This window comes from Streptomyces sp. NPDC048337, assembly GCF_043201175.1.
GTDB lineage: Bacteria > Actinomycetota > Actinomycetes > Streptomycetales > Streptomycetaceae > Streptomyces.
In genome coordinates this window covers 370101-385244 of record NZ_JBICYR010000005.1, presented here as the reverse complement: position 1 = coordinate 385244, position 15144 = coordinate 370101, and the positions used below count along the sequence as shown (strand labels likewise).

Genomic DNA, 15144 nt, shown 5'->3' with positions numbered 1-15144 from the left:
TTTGTGGCCCCGGGGGCGCGGGGTGTGGTTTTTGCGGGGGGGGGGGGGGGGGGGGCGGGGGGGCCGCGGGGGGGGGGGGGGGGGGGGCCCGGCCCCCCCCGCCCCCCCCCCGCGGCCGCCACTCCAGACATCGGCCAAGGACAACACTCATGAACACCGCACTGTGGATCATCACCGGCCTGCTGACCGCCGTCTTTCTGTTCTCCGGCTTCGGGAAGCTGTTCGTCCCACGGGAGAAGATGGCCGCGATGGCCGACGCCGCGCGCTGGGTCCTCGACTTCAACCCCGGCACCCTCAAGGCCATCGGAGCACTCGAGATCCTCGGTGCCGCGGGCCTGACCCTGCCCGCCCTGCTCGGCATCGCGCCGATACTGGTACCGCTGGCGGCCGGCGGCCTGGCACTGATCATGACCGGCGCCGCGATCGTGCGGATCCGCCGCGGCGAGACCAAAGCCGCGATGGGGGACGGCGGTTACCTCGCCCTGACCGCCTTCGTGGCGATAGGCCGCTTCGCACTGGAACCCTTCACCGGCTGACCAGGGCCACGCGGGCGTATGTGGGGGACAGCCCGGAACCCTTCTCGGCCTCCTGCAGACTCCGCAGTACGCGGCTGCCGTGCTGCGCCTCGTTGTGGACTTCTACGGGACTCCCGACGACATGGAGGCAGGGGTGGCTGCCCGGACGGCTCGCGCGCAGTACGTCGGTCAGGAAGGCCGGACCTTCCACATCCTGCTGGGCGGACAAGCCCTGTACACCAACCTCGGCGGGCCAGAGGTACGCAGGTCGGAGGCCGTTCTCTCGCCAATGAGAGGACGGCCTTTCGTGTGTCTGGAGCCATGGCGGTCGCGTGGTGGCCGCAACCACGCAGTACATCGGTACGGCAACAACTCCTCACGCCGGCTCCCCACACCACCAGCGGACGAGGTGCCTCACCGTCGCCGTCGGAGCCGGCTCATCACGAGGACGAGGGCGGCCGTGGCGCCGTAGGCGAGGTTGCTGAGCGTCGGCTGGTAGTCGAAGGGCGGGCCGAGGACGTAGACGGCGGCGCCCGCGAGTGCGATGCCCAGCCATTCCCAGCGTCCGTCGAGGGCGACGAGGGCGATCAGCAGGAGCGCGTACCAGGAGTAGCCGGGGGTGAGGAGGACGAACGCCCAGCCGGTGACGAGGAGGGCGCCGCTCCAGGGGCGCCGCGGGTCCCCGCGCCACATCACGTACAGGCAGACGCCCGCGACGATCGCGAGCAGTACGGGGAAGGCCCAGGTGTCGGGCAGGGCCAGGCGCAGGAGCGAGTAGCGGGATCCGGCCGAGGGGTCGTCGTAGCCCTCTTCCTCCACGTAGCCGCCGAGGTAGCCGAAGACCGATTCGTGCGAGAGGAGGACGTACGGGAGGTAGGTGAGTACGACGAAGGCCGCGGCGGGCAGCAGTACGACGGCCGCGTCGCGGACGCGGCGGACCCCGGAGAGCGCGCCGGGGAGAACGACGGCGGGCATGAGCTTCGTGGCGACGGCGGCCCCGATCAGCACTCCGCCCGCTGTCCGACGGGTCATAGCCCGGGACGCGACGAGGCCGAGTCCGCAGACCGCGAGGAGCACGCCCAGGACATCGATGTGGGCGTTGTTGACGGCTTCGACGGCGACGGTCGGGCACCAGGCCCAGTACGCGGCCTTGCGGAGGTCGTCGCCCCGCCGTCGCAGGATCAGGAGGAGTGTCCCGGTGACGCCGAGGGAGATCAGGGCGGCACCGATCTGGAGCGGCTTGTGCCGGGCGCCGTCGGGGGAGAGCCGGTCGACGGCCAGGAAGTACGCCTCGGCGACGGGCGGGTAGATGGTGTGGACGGCGGGCCTGTTGATGCGGGTGCAGTGGCGCGTGCCGTCGGCGGCTGGGATGGGTGCGAGGTCCGGGCCCGTGCAGGCGGTGCCGGTGGGGAAGAGCCAGGGGTCGCGCAGCCGGGCGAGCGCAGGGTCCTGCGGGGTGTGGTCGTACGGTGAGACCCCGGCGGACTGGACCCGTCCGTCCCAGGCGTAGCGGTAGGAGTCGGTGCTGGTTCGCGGCGGCCCCACCAGCCCGGCCACGGTTACGGCGATGGCCCCCGCCAGGATCAACCAGGCAACGTGGCGGGCGGGGACCCGGCGCAGCGCCGGCAGGGCCACGGCGAAGACCACCCAGCAGGCCGAGTACCGCCAGAACAGGCCGACCGGATCGCTGAAGTAGCCCCCGTACCCGACGGTGATGACGAGGACGGTTGTGAGTGCGGCGAGGGCCAGGGTGGTGGCGACGAGCGCGGTAAGGGGTTTCACCTGCGGAAGCGTTCCAGGACTTGGCCGTCCGAAGGTGGGCGGCGCCATGGCCGTCCGTGTTTCGTAAGGTGTTCCGGCGACATGTGCGGGCCTCGCCGGGGGTGTGATGGAGGCATGCGTATCACCCTGCCTCCCGGACCACCCGTCACCTTCAAGGCGCGCCTCCACGATGCCCGTACCGCGACCGCGATCGGACGCCTGCTCGGCCTGGCCATGGTCGTCTGCTTCGCCACCGGTGTACTGAGCCACTACCTCCAGCACCCGCCGGGATGGCTGGCCGACCGGTTGCCGAGCCGTCCGTACTGGGGCTACCGGTTCACCCAGGGTCTGCACGTGGCGTCCGGGATCGCCGCGATCCCGCTGCTGCTTGCCAAGCTGTGGGCGGTCTACCCGCGGTTGTTCGCCTGGCCCCCGGTGCGATCGGCGCTCCACGCCCTGGAGCGGATCTCCGGGGCCGTCCTCGTCGCCGCCGGATTGTTCGAGCTGTTCACCGGGCTGCTGAACACCTTCCAGTGGTACCCCTGGCCCTTCGACTTCGTGCCCGTGCACTACGCGGTCGCCTGGCTGCTGTTCGGCTCGCTGCTCCTGCACCTCTCCGTGCAATGGCCGAAGATCCGGGACCACTTCACCCTCCGCTCACCGGGCACCCTGGCCCTGCCCAAGACCGACGGGCCCGACCGGCGCCGGCTCCTCCTCGGTGTCACGGCCGCGGTCGGAGCGGTCACGGTCACCACGGTCGGACAGTCCGTCACCGCGCTCGGTTCGCTGGACCTGTTCGGCCCGCGCAGCCCCTCCCACGGGGTCCAAGGGCTGCCCGTGAACCGCACGGCCGCCGCGGCGCGCGTCACCGAGGCCTCGCTGGCCGGCTGGCGGCTGAACGTGGTCGGACCGCGTCCCTACACCCTCACGCTGGACGAGCTGCGCGCCATGCCGCAGTACGAGGTCACCCTGCCCATCGCCTGCGTCGAGGGCTGGAGCAAGTCCGCCCACTGGACCGGAGTACGGGTGCGTGAACTCCTGGAACGTGCCGGAGGCGGACCCGGCTCGCGGGCCCGAGTGGTCTCCCTCGAAGCGGCGGGCGCCTACCGGGTGATGGAGATGGGACGGCTCTACGCGCAGGACCCGCTCACACTGCTGGCACTGCGCCTGAACGGCGAGGTGCTGTCCCCGGACCACGGCTACCCGGCGCGGATCATCGCCCCGAACCGGCCCGGTGTCCTTCAGACCAAGTGGGTCGGCCGGCTGGAGGTCGTGTGATGGGCTTCCGGTACGTGATGGGTGGCTTCGGGCTGGTGCTCGCCGCCTGGGGCGGGTGGCTGCTGTGCCGGCAGCCCGAGCCGTGGCGGATCGCCGCCTGGCTCGGGGGAGCGGTCGTGGTGCACGACGGGTTCATCGCCCCCCTCGTGATCGCGATCGCGGCCCTCGCCGCGGCCGCGGGCCTGCGGCTGCGTGGGCTACCGCGTGGGGCGCTCATCGTCATGGGCTCCCTGACCGCGATCGCCCTTCCGCCGCTCCTGCGTCCCGGCGGCGTGGCCAACCCCACCGTCCTGCCGCTCGAATACCTGCGCAACTGGCTGCTCGCCATGGCAGCCGTCGCGCTGCTCACCATCGCCTACGCCGGTGTGCGTACCGTGCTGCGCAGGGCGGGCCGGCGGGCCTGATCGGGGCGCCGCGCCGAGAACCGCCGGCGGTCAGAGCCTGAGGTGCACGAAGTGCCGGCCCGCCGCCTGCCAGGCACCGTACGGGGTCCAGCCCGTGGCCTTCGCCTCGGCGTGCAGGGCGCGGGTGCCGAGGCGGGCCCACCGAAAGGCCGCCCCACGCCCGCCACTGCCGTCCTCGACGTACACCTCGACGCGTTCGTCGACGTCGACCGTGGCCACCTCGACCACCAGGGAGCCGCCGGGTGCGGTCAGTTCGGCGGCCCGGCGCAGCAGGACGGCGGGGTCCCCGCCGATACCGATGTTGCCGTCGATGAGCAGGACCGTGCCCCAACCGCCTTCGCCGGGAAGCGGGTCGAACACGGACCGGCACAGGGCGCTGCCGCCCGCCCGCACGGTACGGGCCACCGCCTCGGGGGTGACGTCCACGCCGAGCGCGATGTGCCCGAGTCGGGCGAGGGCGGCGACCAGACGGCCCGGTCCGCAGCCGACGTCGAGGACGGGCCCGGTACATCGGGCCAGGACGGTGTCGTCGGCCGCGTCGGGCCCGGCGCACCACCGCTCGACTTCGAGGGGCAGCAGCCAGCCGTCGTGGCGACGGAGGTAGAGCGGGCCCTGGCCGGCGCGCAGCGCGTCGGCGTACGGGTCGGCCTGCCAGGTCCGTGCGGCCGCTTCGGTGAGCTGGGCGGTCATCGCGGCACCGTGCACAGGTCGGAGTGCAGGGTGGCGAAGCGGGTCCGGGGTGCGGCCGCGGCGACCCGTTCGGCGTCGGCGGGCGTGTCCACGTCACACAGCTCGGGCAGGTCCCGTACGGCCAGTCCCGCGTCGGTGAGCCGCCGCCGCTGGACCTCGCCGGTGTGCGGCACGGACATGGGCACGCCGAGCAGCAGCGCCGGGTCGGGATCGGCCAGGCCGAGCGCCCAGAACCCTCCGTCGTCGGCGGGCCCGAACCAGGCGTCCGCTTCGCCGAAGTCGAGGCCGAGCGCGAGGAGGCCGGGGGTGACCTGCGGGGTGTCCATGCCGATGAGCAGGGCCGGCCCGTCGGCCAGGGCGAACGCGGCGGCCAGCCGGGCGTCCAGGCCGCCCGTGCCCTGCGGGACGACCTCGATCCCGTCCGGGATCCAAGATCCCGGCTGTCCGTCGAGGACCAGGACTCGGCGCCGGGCCGGTGCGGCGAGGACCGCGGCGAGGGTGTCCTGGAGCGAGGCGAGGGCCAGGTCGGCCGCTTGCTGCGGGGTGAACACCGTGGTGAGGCGGGTTTTCACGCGGCCCGCGACGGGGGCCTTGGCGATGACGAGGAGGGTGCTCATGCGGAGACCCCCTCGGCCGGTGTGGGCCGGGGCCCCGGCGGCTCGGCGAGTACCCGGCGCATGTCGCGTACGGCGTGCCAGGTGCCCCGCCAGGTACCGGTGACCTTGGACTTCCCCGACCTGGCCAGGTACGGGACGTCCGTCTCGGCCACCCGCCAGCCCGCGTCGGCCGCCCGTACGACCATCTGGAGCGGGTATCCACTGCGCCGGTCGGTCAGCTCCAGACCGAGCAGCGCCTCGCGGCGTGCGACCCGCATCGGCCCGAGGTCGTGCAGCCGCAGCCCGGTTCGGCGGCGTAGCATCCGTGCCAGAGCGAGGTTGCCCGCGCGGGCGTGCGCCGGCCAGACGCCGCGCTCCTGCGGGCGGCGCCGGCCGAGCAGCAGGTCCGTCTCGCCCGCCGCGACCCGCTCGGCCATCGGGGCGAGCAGGCCGGGGTCCATGGAGGCGTCGCAGTCGCAGAAGCAGACGAGCTCGGCGCGTGCCGCGAGCAGCCCGGCGTGGCAGGCGGCGCCGAAGCCGCGGCGGGTCTCGTGCACGACGGTGGCGCCGAGGCTGCGGGCGATGTCCGCCGAGCCGTCGGTGGAGCCGTTGTCGACGACGATGGCCCGCCAACCGGCCGGCACACGCGCCAGCACCCAGGGCAGGGCTTCCGCCTCGTCGAGGCACGGCAGTACGAGGTCCGCGCGGAGCGGACCGCAAGAAGGAGAAGTCACCCTCCACACCGTAGGAACCGGACGGCCTGGAAAGGCGCCCGAAGACCTTACGAAACGCGGACACCACATCGCACGGCGGCAGGGCCGGGTCCACCCCGGGCCGGCTCGATGGCACCCTGGAGGGCATGGGAGCCAGCAACGAAACCGACCCGAGCCCCTCCTCCGGCGACGTCGCGGGCCGCGTCCTGGTGGTGGACGACGACCCGACCGTCTCGGAGGTCGTGACCGGCTATCTGGAGCGGGCCGGGTTCACCGTGGACCGTGCCGCGGACGGTCCGGCCGCCCTCGATGCCGCCGCCCGGCACCGGCCGGACCTCGTCGTCCTCGACCTGATGCTGCCCGGCATGGACGGTCTGGAGGTCTGCCGCAGGCTTCGGGCCCGGGCGGACGGGCGGCCTTCCGTACCCGTGGTCATGCTCACCGCACGCGGCGACGAGGACGACCGGATCCTGGGTCTGGAGGTGGGCGCGGACGACTACGTGACCAAGCCCTTCAGCCCGCGCGAGCTGGTCCTGCGCGTACGGTCGGTCCTGCGCAGGGTGTCCGCGGCAGCACCCGCCGATGAGCCCCGGCTCGCCGCCGCCGGCTTGGCGGTGGACCCCGCCGCCCGCCGGGCGACGAAGGACGGCGAGGAACTTTCCCTCACCCTGCGGGAATTCGACCTGCTGGCCTACTTCCTGCGGTATCCGGGGCAGGTCTGCGACCGCGAGCGGCTGATGCGCGAGGTCTGGGGCTGGGACTTCGGCGACCTCTCCACCGTCACCGTGCACGTCCGCCGGCTACGGAGCAAGATCGAGAAGGATCCGGCCGATCCGCGGCTGATCCGGACGGTATGGGGCGCCGGATACCGCTTCGAGGCGGGCCCCCACCCGTACGACCGGGCGGCGGCCGGGGCGGCCGGGGCGGCCGGGACCCGGGCGGAGGACGGCCTTGCGTGACCTGCTGCTGATCGCCCTGTACGCCTTCCTCGGCGCGGCGGCCGCCGGACTGCTCGGCGCGGTCGCGCTGCGGATACTGCGCCGGCGGAGCGTCGCCGTGTCCCTCACGGTCGTCGCCGCGGTCGCCGTGTCCGCGATGCTCGCCGGGACCCTTTCCGTGGCCTGGGCGATGTTCCTGTCCTCCCACGACCTCGCCGTGGTGACCACGGTCGTCGCGATGGCCGCCGCCGTATCGCTCGGCACCGCCCTGCTGCTGGGCCGGCAGGTCGTGCTGCGCTGTCGGGAACTCGTCGGCGCGGCACGCGACTTCGGGGAGGACGGCACCTTCACCTCTCCCGCCGTGCCGGCCCCCGCCGAACTCGCCGCGCTGAGCCGCGAACTGGCCCTCACCAGCGAGCGCCTCGTGGCCTCACGCGAACGCGAGCGTGCGCTGGAGACCTCCAGGCGGGAACTCGTGGCCTGGATCTCGCACGACCTGCGCACTCCGCTGGCCGGGCTGCGCGCCATGTCGGAGGCGCTGGAGGACGGCATGGCGGCCGATCCGGCCCGCTACCACCAGCAGATGCGCGCCGAAGTGGAGCGCCTCAACTCCATGGTCACCGACCTGTTCGAGCTGTCCCGCATCCACGCGGGGGCCCTCGCCCTCAGCCCCACCCGGATGTCCCTCTACGACCTGGTCGGCGATGCGCTCGCGGGCGCGGACGCCCTGGCCCGCGAACACGGCGTGCGCCTGGCCGGCGAGGGCGTGGCCCCGCTCCCGGTGGAGGTCGACGGCAAGGAGATGACGCGGGTGCTGTCCAACCTGCTGGTCAATGCCATCCGCCACACCCCGGCCGACGGCACGGTCGCGATCGCCGCCGAACGCCGCGCGGACGCGGTGGTGCTGTCCGTCACCGACGCCTGCGGCGGCATCCCGGAGGCGGACCTGCCCCGCGTCTTCGACACCGGCTGGCGGGGCACGCAGGCGCGTACCCCTCCCTCGGGCGCGGGCCTGGGCCTGGCCATCGTCCGCGGCATCGTCGAGGCCCACTCCGGCCACGCCGACGTCCACAACGTGCCGGGCGGCTGCCGCTTCGAACTGACCCTCCCGGCACCCGCGTAGGCGGCATCGGCCCGTAGCTCCGCGGTCAGCCCGCGGCGGAGCCCGCCGACGCCCGCTGACCGGACCGGGCGAACTCGGCCATCCCGTCGGCGAAGCCCACTTCCGGGCGCCAGCCCAGTTCGTCGCGCAGCCGGGCGGAGTCGGCCGTGACGTGCCGTACGTCGCCGAGGCGGAACTCGCCCGTGACCAACGGCGCCGGTCCGCCGTGCGCCGAGGCGAGCGCGGACGCCATCTCGCCGACCGTGTGCGGTTCCCCGCTGCCGGTGTTGTACGCGCCCAACCGCCCGGCAGGCATACCGCCGACCGCCTCCAGCGCCACCACGTTCGCCGAGGCCACGTCCGTGACGTGGACGAAGTCCCGCCGCTGCGCACCGTCCTCGAAGACCCGGGGAGCCTCGCCCCTGGCCAGCGCGGACCGGAAGAACGAGGCCACCCCGGCGTAGGGGGTGTCGCGCGGCATCCCCGGCCCGTACACGTTGTGGTAGCGCAGCGACACCGCCCGGCCCTCCGCGCAGCGGGCCCAGGAGGCCGCCAGGTGCTCCTGGGCCAGCTTGGTCGTCGCGTAGACGTTCCGCGGGTCCGTCGGCGCGTCCTCGCCGACGAGGCCCGGGGCGAGCTCGGCTCCGCAGTCGGGGCAGCGGGGCTCGAACCGGCCCGACTCGAGGTCCTCGGTCCGCCGCGGCCCGGGGCGTACCGTTCCGTGCCGCTCGCACCTGTACCGGCCCTCTCCGTAGACCACCATCGACCCGGCGAGTACGAGTTCACGGACCCCGGCGGCCGCCATCTCCGCCAGCAGCACGGCCGTCCCGAGGTCGTTGCAGCCGACGTACTCGGGGGCGTCCGCGAAGTCCTTCCCGAGACCGACCATCGCTGCCTGGTGGCACACCGCGCGCACTCCGCGCAGCGCCGCGCGGACCGCGTCGGCGTCCCGTACGTCGGCTCGGACGAATTCCGCGTCGGGCAGCGGCGGAGTGCCGGGGTGGGCGGCGGGCAGCAGGGCGTCGAGGACGACCGGGTCGTGCCCGGCGGCCGTGAGGGCGGTGACGATGTGGGAGCCGATGAACCCGGCCCCTCCGGTGACGAGTACGCGCATGCACAGGACGCTACGCAGCGCGGGAGCTCCGGGCGGTCTCCCACGCGTGCACGTAAGACTTCCGTCATCAGGAGCCGCGGGAAGCGCGAGGCGGCTTCCGCCTGGCGTGTCACGAGATCTCTGTGGTATCGCATGGATTGCGGATGGCAGCGGGCCGGGCGGGCCGCCGCCGGGTCCGTCGCGTCCCGGGTTCTGGCGCAGCCCGTTGCGGGGGCCGTGGTTGACGGCGGTGTTCGGGCTGGTCCTGCTGGTCGGGATCACCGTCCTGTTCGTGACGGGCTTGTTGTCGTACGCCGCGTACAACCCGGATCTGGCTGCGCGCAACGACCAGACGCCGGACAAGGGGTGGCTCGGGTTCTACCTGTTCGGGCATCAACCGTCGGGCGAGCACGGCGAGCAGCGGGTGCACCGCGCGGTAGAAGTCGGTTGCCTCGCGGCGCAGGGAGTAGATCCGCTCGGTCGGGGCGACCGTCCCGGAGAACACCGTGGCCTCGATCTGTTCGATGTCGCGTTCGAGCTCCGCCACGACGGGCGCGTAGCTGTCGACGACCTGGTCGAGGATGGCCCACAGTGTGGAGGTGCTGCCGGTCTGCAGCAGTTCGGGTCGGTGCTCGAGTCTGAGGCGGGCGCCGGTCAGTTCGCTGGCGATGCCCTGGCGAACGGTGATCACGAAGTGCTCGGAGAGGAAGACGCTGATCTCGCCGGTGTCGATCTCCTCGCGCTCGTCGTCGTAGCGTGCGGTGCGCAGGATGATCAGCTCCGTGCCGTCCTCGTACTGCTCGGCCTTCGGTCGCAGGTGGAAGGCCTGGGCGTCCTCGACGGCGAGTTCGTGCAGTCCGAAGCTCTCGCGTACGCGGGCCAATTCCTCGGGACCCGGTTCGAACATGCCCAGCCAGACGAATCCGCCCTGCTTGCAGTGGGCGGCCGCCTCCTCCAGAGGCATCGGGCCGACATGCTGTCGGCGCCCGTCCCGGTAGTGCGCACAGTCGACGATCATGGTCTGCCTCCTGGCGTCTGCGCTTTGCGCACGTCGGAGGCCGTTCTCTCAACCGTGGGAGAACTGCCTTCTGTGTGTCTGGAATCGCACGGCTGAGGGATGTTGGCTCACCAGCGTCACCAGCGTCACCAGCGTCACCAGCGGTACCAGCGGGAGCGGCCGCCGCCGGGGCCCGGGGAGCGGACCAGGAAGCCCAGGAGCCACAGGATCAGGACCGCCAGGGCGATGTACCAGAGGACTTCGACGGCGAAGCCGGCGCCGAAGAGGAGCAGGATCACGAGGAGTACGAGCAGGAGCGGGATCATGTCGATTCCTCTCTCAGGAGTGGGTCTCGACTGCTTGCGTGACTGCGCCTGCCCCGCGCGATGTACATCATGCGTGGTGGAGGCGTATACCCGTGGCTTCTGGGAAGGGGCAGGGAGTGAACGGAAGGGTGGTGCCGGATGGTCGCGCGAGCGGACAGTGAGCGTTTTACCGTCGCGGTGCGTGCGGCGGACGGTGCCGTCGTCCTCGAGGTCGCCGGGGAGCTGGACCATGACACGGTCCGGCCCCTGCGGGACGCCCTCGATGCGGCGGTCGCCCCGGGTGGGCGGGTGTTGGTGGACCTGGCGGGGCTGGGGTTCTGCGATTCCACCGGGCTGAACGCGCTGCTGCACGGTCGGCTCGCCGCCCAGGAGGCGGGCGGCAGCCTGGAACTGGCCGGGCTGCACGGGCCGGTTGCCCGGATGTTCCGTATCACCGGCGCGGACGGGCTGTTTCCCGTGCACGCCGGGGTGGCGGACGCGCTGGGGGACTCCAGCGGTCCGTCCCGCTAGCGCGTCGACACGGAGGAGCCTGAGCGTCATGGAACAGCGGGGGTCACCCGGCCGGACCCGGTCCCTGGTGCTGGACGGGACCACCGATGTCGTGACGCGCAGTCGTGACTTCGTCCGCCGGGCGCTGGCCGCGTGGGATTGGCTGCCGGCCGAGACGGAGGCCGAGCGGGAAGCCGCGGAGGACGTGCTCCTGCTGGTGTCCGAGGTCGTCGCCAACGCCTGCCTGCACGGCGGGGGGCCGGGGGCACTGCTCCTGGACTGCACCGACGAACGGCTGCGGATAGAGGTCACCGACGGGAACCCGGAGCCACCCGTGCCCGTGCGCGCACGGTCGGCCGCGGAGGCGGGACGGCCCGGCGGGCACGGGCTGCTGATCGTGGAACGGCTGGCCAGCCGGTGGGGTTCCCGGCCGTGGCCCGGCGGCAAGTGCGTGTGGCTGGAGGTGGCCGTTCCCGAGCCGCTCAGGAATCCAGGGCGGCGATGATCTCGTCGGCGGTGCTGACCTTGCCGATGCGCGGGAAGATCTTGCCGAAGCTGTGCGCGTGGGATTCGGCGTCCGTGTCGGCGGTGGCGTCCTCCGCGAAGACCAGGTCGTAGCTGTGCTCCCAGGCGGTACGGGCGGTGGACTCGACGCCCACGCTGGTGGAGATGCCGGCCAGCACGATGCGGTGGATGCCGCGGCGGCGCAGCTGGAGGTCGAGCTCGGTACCGGTGAAGGCGCCCCAGTGACGCTTGGTGACGACCACGTCGCCGAGCGCGGCGAGCTCGGCCGGGATCTCGGAGAACGCGGCGGGCGGCGCGGACGCCGGACCCGGGCGGTCCACGTTGGCGGTGGGCAGGTCGCCGCCGTCGGGGGACCAGGCGACCTTGACCAGGACGACCGGCAGCTTGTGGGCGTGGAACGCCTCGGCGAGCGCGAGGCCCTTCTTGAGGATCTCGGCGGAGGGCTTGGCGGTCGGCAGGGCCAGGATGCCCGTCTGGAGGTCGATGAGGACCAGGGCGGTGTCCTCGCCGAGGGCGAGGCGGTTCGAGTCGCCGGTCGCAGCGATGGTCTTGGCGTCGGTCATGGGGCTCCTTCGGGGGTGTGGCTCTCAGTGCTCGGCCAGGCGGCGCAGCAGCGGGACCGCCTCCGCGAGCAGCCGCTGCTCGGCGGGGGTCAGCCGTTCGGCGATCAGCTCGGCGATGCGCCCGTGGCCCGCCCTGCGGCGCTCGCCGACGAAGGCCCGGCCCTCGGGGGTGAGGGAGACGAGCAGCCGGCGGCCGTCGGTGGGGTGCGGGGTACGGGTGACGTACCCCTCGGCCTGGAGGGCGTTCACCGTGGCGATCACCGACTGCGGGCGGATCTTCTCGGCGTGCGCCAGCTCGGAGGCGGTGGAGGGCCCGAGGCGGTCGAGCCGCTTGAGTACGGACACCTGCGACAGGCTCACCCCGCTGCCGGAGGCGGCGGCGCGCATTTCCCGGGTCAGCATGCCGAGGGCCAGCTGGAGCTCCTCGGCGGTGTCGCGGGGCTCGCTGGCCGGCACGTCCCGTACGTCTGGCGTGTCGGCCTTGGGGCGCTCTGCGGGCATATCTTGACGCTACGGGACATACAGTCAAACTTGCAAGTCTGACTTACCACTTTGCGGGACCACCACCGGTTCGGGCTCCGGCTCCGGCAGCCGCCGCGACAGGGCCCACGCCAGCACCGGCAGCACCGCCAGCGGCAGCAGGGCGACGCGCAGCGAGGTGGCGTCCGCGGCGGCGCCGATGAGCGGGCTCGCGAGGCCGCCGACGCTCACGGTCAGGCCGAGGGTGACCCCGCTCGCCGTGCCCATGCGCGTCGGGAGGTAGTCCTGGCCCAGGGTGACCTGGAGGGAGAACGGCACGTACAGCGCGGCGGCCGCCAGCGCCGCGCACCCGTACACCAGCGGGAGCGGCAGGAACAGGATCCCGGCGACGGCGGGCACGGCCGCGGCGTACGACCGGTGGACGGTGGTGACCCGGCCCCAGCGGTCCGCGAGCCGGCCGCCGAGCAGGGTGCCGCCGGCGCTGCCCGCGAACAGGGCGAACAGGGCCACGGCGCCGGCGGTTTCACCACCGCCGCGCTCGCGTACGTACAGGGCGATGAAGGTGCTCAGGCCGATGAACACGACGGAGCGGACCACCACGACGAGGGAGAGCCTGAGGAACGCCGGCCAGTCCTCCCCGCCGGTGCGCGCGGCGGCGGTGGACGCCGCCGACGCCTCGGCCCCGCCGTGCCCGGTCGAACGCGGCAGGTTGAGCAGGACGCCCAGCGCCGCCGGCAGCGCCAGCAGGCACCAGCCGGCCGCCCCGGGCACCGCCAGGGCGCCGACGACCAGCAGCGGCGCGCAGGCGAAGCCGACGTTGCCGCCGAGCGCGAACCAGCTCATCGCGGTGTGCCCGGCCCCGCCCGGGGCCGTACGGACCCACCGGGCGGCCGCCGGGTGGTAGGCGGCGACCCCCAGCCCCGACAGGCCGACGGCGGCCACGGTGGCCGGGTAGCCCGCGTCCAGTCCCACCAGGGCGATGCCCAGTCCGGCCGCGGCCGTGGCCAGCGGTATCAGCCACGGCATCGGCCACCGGTCGGTCAGCATCCCGAACAGCGGCTGGACCACGGACGAGAGCAGCGAGGCGGCGAGCACGATGCCGGACGCGGCGGCGTAGTCGTAGGCGCGTTCCGCCACGAGGAAGGGGACGAGCGCGGCGACTGCTCCCTGGTAGACGTCCACGCACGAGTGGCCCGCCGCGAAGGCGGCGGTGCGGATGCGGATGTCGTTCTTCTCCACCGGTCTTTTCTTCACCGGTCGAGAATCGCCCTCGGCGCCCGTGCGGCGCTTCCGATAAATTGCCTGGTGATGCAGAAAATCCGCCACACGGAAATCCGCCACACGCCGCGCGCCGCGACCAACGTCAGCGAGCTCGACTCCGACATCGGGATCGACGCCCACCGCCACGACGACCACCAGATCGCCTACGCCGGCCGCGGGGTGCTGTCGATCACCACCGACGCCGGCACCTGGGTGGCCCCCGCGACCCGGGCCCTGTGGATCCCGGCCGGTACGGTGCACGAGCACCGCGCGTTCGGCCGTACCGACCTGCACTGCATCGGCCTGCCGACCCGCATCGACCCGCTCTCCCTGGACGCGCCGGCCGTGATCGCCGTGGGGCCGCTGCTGCGCGAGCTGATCCTGGCCTACACCCGGACGCCCGAGGACGGCAGCCCCGCGCGGCGCCGGATGCTCGGGGTCCTCCTCGACCAGCTGAAGGCCTCGCCGCTCCAGCCGCTGCACCTGCCCGCCCCCACCGACCCGCGGCTCGCCGCGGTCTGCGCCCTGCTGTACGCGGACCCGGCGGACCCGCGCGGACTGGCCGCGCTCGGCTCGGAATCGGGGGCCGGGGCGAGCGAGCGGACGCTGAGCCGGCTGTTCCGGGCCGAGCTGGGCATGACCTTCCCGCAGTGGCGCACGCAGCTCCGGCTGCACCAGGCCCTGCGGCTGCTGGCGGTCGACACCCCGGTGACCGCGGTCGCGCACCGCTGCGGGTGGTCGTCGGCGAGCGCGTTCATCGACGTCTTCCGGCGGGCGTTCGGGCACACCCCGGGGGCCTACGGACGTTCGTAGCGCAGCTGCACGACCCCGTTGCCGAAGGCGCGGGTGCCCTCCAGGCGCAGCGGCACCGGGCCGCCCTCCACGGGCGGGAACAGCGGCTTGCCGCGCCCGATCCGCACCGGGTGCACGTAGATCCGGTACGCGTCCACCAGGTCGAGGCGCAGGAACGAGGCGGCCAGATCGGCCCCGCTCAGCACCAGGTCGCCGCCGGGGCCGGCCTTGAGCGCGGCGACCTCCTCCGGTACGACGTCCCGGACGACGGTGGTGTTCCAGTCGGCCCGCTCCAGGGTGCGCGAGTACACGTACTTGGGCATGGAACGCCAGATGCCGGCGAACTCGGCCACCGGGCCGGCGTTCGCGGGGTCGGCGTCGGCCGTCGGCCAGAAGTCCGCCATCAGCTCGTGCGTCACCCGGCCGGACAGGAAGCCGCCCATCGCGCGGAGTTCGTCGTTGAAGAACCGGTGCAGCTCTTCGTCGACGCGGTGCCAGTCGATCTGCCGCTCGGGCCCTTCGATGTAGCCGTCGAGGGACACCGACGACATGAGGATGATCTTCCGCATGGCCGCCCAGGCTACGCCCGCGGGCCGCCCCGCGGCGGGAACGGCGCGGGCCG

19 protein-coding genes and 2 pseudogenes are annotated in these 15144 nt (G+C 73.2%); 10 read left to right on the top strand and 11 right to left on the bottom strand.

What is annotated here, in order from left to right; all coding sequences use genetic code 11:
• Positions 1-149 precede the first annotated feature (149 nt).
• A complete protein-coding gene (locus ACGFYU_RS11815; protein WP_393827113.1) occupies positions 150-536 on the top strand; it encodes a DoxX family protein in 387 nt (128 codons plus the stop codon).
• A 79-nt stretch (positions 537-615) separates the two neighbouring features.
• Complete coding sequence (locus ACGFYU_RS11810; protein ID WP_393827112.1) at positions 616-987, top strand: hypothetical protein; 372 nt, start codon at positions 616-618, stop codon at positions 985-987.
• Here ACGFYU_RS11810 and ACGFYU_RS11805 read toward each other — a convergent pair.
• The gene (locus tag ACGFYU_RS11805) at positions 930-2297 is read right to left on the bottom strand and encodes a glycosyltransferase family 87 protein (RefSeq protein WP_393827111.1); all 1368 of its coding nucleotides are present in this window, start codon (positions 2295-2297) and stop codon (positions 930-932) included. The two genes, ACGFYU_RS11810 and ACGFYU_RS11805, sit on opposite strands and share 58 nt — an antisense overlap.
• Positions 2298-2411: 114 nt before the next feature.
• On the opposite strand from ACGFYU_RS11805, the gene ACGFYU_RS11800 reads away from it, so the two are divergent.
• Together ACGFYU_RS11800 and ACGFYU_RS11795 are read left to right on the top strand one after the other, a co-directional pair.
• A complete protein-coding gene (locus tag ACGFYU_RS11800) occupies positions 2412-3554 on the top strand; it encodes a molybdopterin-dependent oxidoreductase (RefSeq protein ID WP_393827110.1) in 1143 nt (380 codons plus the stop codon).
• Positions 3554-3958 (top strand): hypothetical protein, encoded by a 405-nt coding sequence (locus ACGFYU_RS11795; RefSeq protein WP_393827109.1) that lies wholly within the window; start codon positions 3554-3556, stop codon positions 3956-3958. Before ACGFYU_RS11800 ends, ACGFYU_RS11795 begins: the two co-directional genes overlap by 1 nt.
• A 30-nt stretch (positions 3959-3988) precedes the next feature.
• On the opposite strand, the gene ACGFYU_RS11790 is transcribed toward ACGFYU_RS11795, so the two are convergent.
• Genes ACGFYU_RS11790 through ACGFYU_RS11780 form a run of 3 tightly spaced genes read right to left on the bottom strand, consistent with a single transcriptional unit; the run spans position 3989 to position 6047 of the window.
• Entirely contained in the window at positions 3989-4648 is a 660-nt protein-coding gene (locus tag ACGFYU_RS11790) for a methyltransferase domain-containing protein (RefSeq protein ID WP_393827108.1), read from the bottom strand.
• Entirely contained in the window at positions 4645-5265 is a 621-nt protein-coding gene (locus tag ACGFYU_RS11785; protein WP_393827107.1) for a DUF2064 domain-containing protein, read from the bottom strand. The genes ACGFYU_RS11790 and ACGFYU_RS11785 overlap by 4 nt, the downstream gene beginning before the upstream one ends.
• On the bottom strand, positions 5262-6047 hold the full coding sequence (locus ACGFYU_RS11780) for a glycosyltransferase family 2 protein (RefSeq protein WP_393827106.1): 786 nt from the start codon (positions 6045-6047) through the stop codon (positions 5262-5264). Before ACGFYU_RS11780 ends, ACGFYU_RS11785 begins: the two co-directional genes overlap by 4 nt.
• 56 nt (positions 6048-6103) lie before the next feature.
• On the opposite strand from ACGFYU_RS11780, the gene ACGFYU_RS11775 reads away from it, so the two are divergent.
• Both ACGFYU_RS11775 and ACGFYU_RS11770 read left to right on the top strand, forming a co-directional pair.
• Entirely contained in the window at positions 6104-6916 is an 813-nt protein-coding gene (locus tag ACGFYU_RS11775; protein ID WP_393827105.1) for a response regulator transcription factor, read from the top strand.
• Positions 6909-8018 (top strand): sensor histidine kinase, encoded by a 1110-nt coding sequence (locus ACGFYU_RS11770; RefSeq protein WP_393827104.1) that lies wholly within the window; start codon positions 6909-6911, stop codon positions 8016-8018. Before ACGFYU_RS11775 ends, ACGFYU_RS11770 begins: the two co-directional genes overlap by 8 nt.
• A 25-nt stretch (positions 8019-8043) precedes the next feature.
• Here the strand turns inward: ACGFYU_RS11770 and ACGFYU_RS11765 are convergent, their stop codons facing one another.
• Positions 8044-9111: an NAD-dependent epimerase/dehydratase family protein gene (locus tag ACGFYU_RS11765; RefSeq protein ID WP_393827103.1), complete on the bottom strand. Its 1068-nt coding sequence runs from the start codon at positions 9109-9111 to the stop codon at positions 8044-8046.
• A 136-nt stretch (positions 9112-9247) separates the two neighbouring features.
• Here ACGFYU_RS11765 and ACGFYU_RS11760 point away from each other — a divergent pair.
• Positions 9248-9478 (top strand): annotated as a pseudogene (locus tag ACGFYU_RS11760) (hypothetical protein); the annotation flags it as partial.
• Positions 9479-9541: 63 nt separating this feature from the next.
• On the opposite strand, the pseudogene ACGFYU_RS11755 reads toward ACGFYU_RS11760, so the two are convergent.
• Together ACGFYU_RS11755 and ACGFYU_RS11750 are read right to left on the bottom strand one after the other, a co-directional pair.
• Positions 9542-9997: pseudogene (locus tag ACGFYU_RS11755) on the bottom strand (CorA family divalent cation transporter); the annotation flags it as partial.
• 245 nt (positions 9998-10242) lie between these two features.
• A complete protein-coding gene (locus ACGFYU_RS11750) occupies positions 10243-10413 on the bottom strand; it encodes a hydrophobic protein (RefSeq protein ID WP_393827102.1) in 171 nt (56 codons plus the stop codon).
• Positions 10414-10551: 138 nt separating this feature from the next.
• Between ACGFYU_RS11750 and ACGFYU_RS11745 the strand changes: the two genes are divergently transcribed.
• Both ACGFYU_RS11745 and ACGFYU_RS11740 read left to right on the top strand, forming a co-directional pair.
• Positions 10552-10923, top strand: coding sequence for an STAS domain-containing protein (locus tag ACGFYU_RS11745; RefSeq protein WP_393827101.1), 372 nt, complete (start codon positions 10552-10554; stop codon positions 10921-10923).
• Between the two features lie 28 nt (positions 10924-10951).
• On the top strand, positions 10952-11407 hold the full coding sequence (locus ACGFYU_RS11740) for an ATP-binding protein (protein WP_393827100.1): 456 nt from the start codon (positions 10952-10954) through the stop codon (positions 11405-11407).
• On the opposite strand, the gene ACGFYU_RS11735 is transcribed toward ACGFYU_RS11740, so the two are convergent.
• From ACGFYU_RS11735 to ACGFYU_RS11725, 3 genes are read right to left on the bottom strand one after another with little or no spacing between them, the layout of a single operon-like run.
• Positions 11385-11990, bottom strand: a complete 606-nt coding sequence (locus ACGFYU_RS11735; protein ID WP_393827099.1) for a hydrolase — start codon at positions 11988-11990, stop codon at positions 11385-11387. The two genes, ACGFYU_RS11740 and ACGFYU_RS11735, sit on opposite strands and share 23 nt — an antisense overlap.
• Before the next feature lie 24 nt (positions 11991-12014).
• Positions 12015-12491, bottom strand: a complete 477-nt coding sequence (locus ACGFYU_RS11730; RefSeq protein WP_393827098.1) for a MarR family winged helix-turn-helix transcriptional regulator — start codon at positions 12489-12491, stop codon at positions 12015-12017.
• Positions 12492-12515: 24 nt separating this feature from the next.
• Positions 12516-13724 carry an MFS transporter gene (locus ACGFYU_RS11725; protein ID WP_393827097.1) on the bottom strand — a complete coding sequence of 403 codons (1209 nt, stop codon included), beginning with the start codon at positions 13722-13724 and terminating at the stop codon, positions 12516-12518.
• A 54-nt stretch (positions 13725-13778) separates the two neighbouring features.
• Between ACGFYU_RS11725 and ACGFYU_RS11720 the strand changes: the two genes are divergently transcribed.
• The gene (locus ACGFYU_RS11720; RefSeq protein WP_393827096.1) at positions 13779-14543 is read left to right on the top strand and encodes an AraC family transcriptional regulator; all 765 of its coding nucleotides are present in this window, start codon (positions 13779-13781) and stop codon (positions 14541-14543) included.
• On the opposite strand, the gene ACGFYU_RS11715 is transcribed toward ACGFYU_RS11720, so the two are convergent.
• Complete coding sequence (locus tag ACGFYU_RS11715; RefSeq protein WP_393827095.1) at positions 14528-15091, bottom strand: dihydrofolate reductase family protein; 564 nt, start codon at positions 15089-15091, stop codon at positions 14528-14530. The genes ACGFYU_RS11720 and ACGFYU_RS11715 overlap by 16 nt on opposite strands.
• Positions 15092-15144 lie beyond the last annotated feature (53 nt).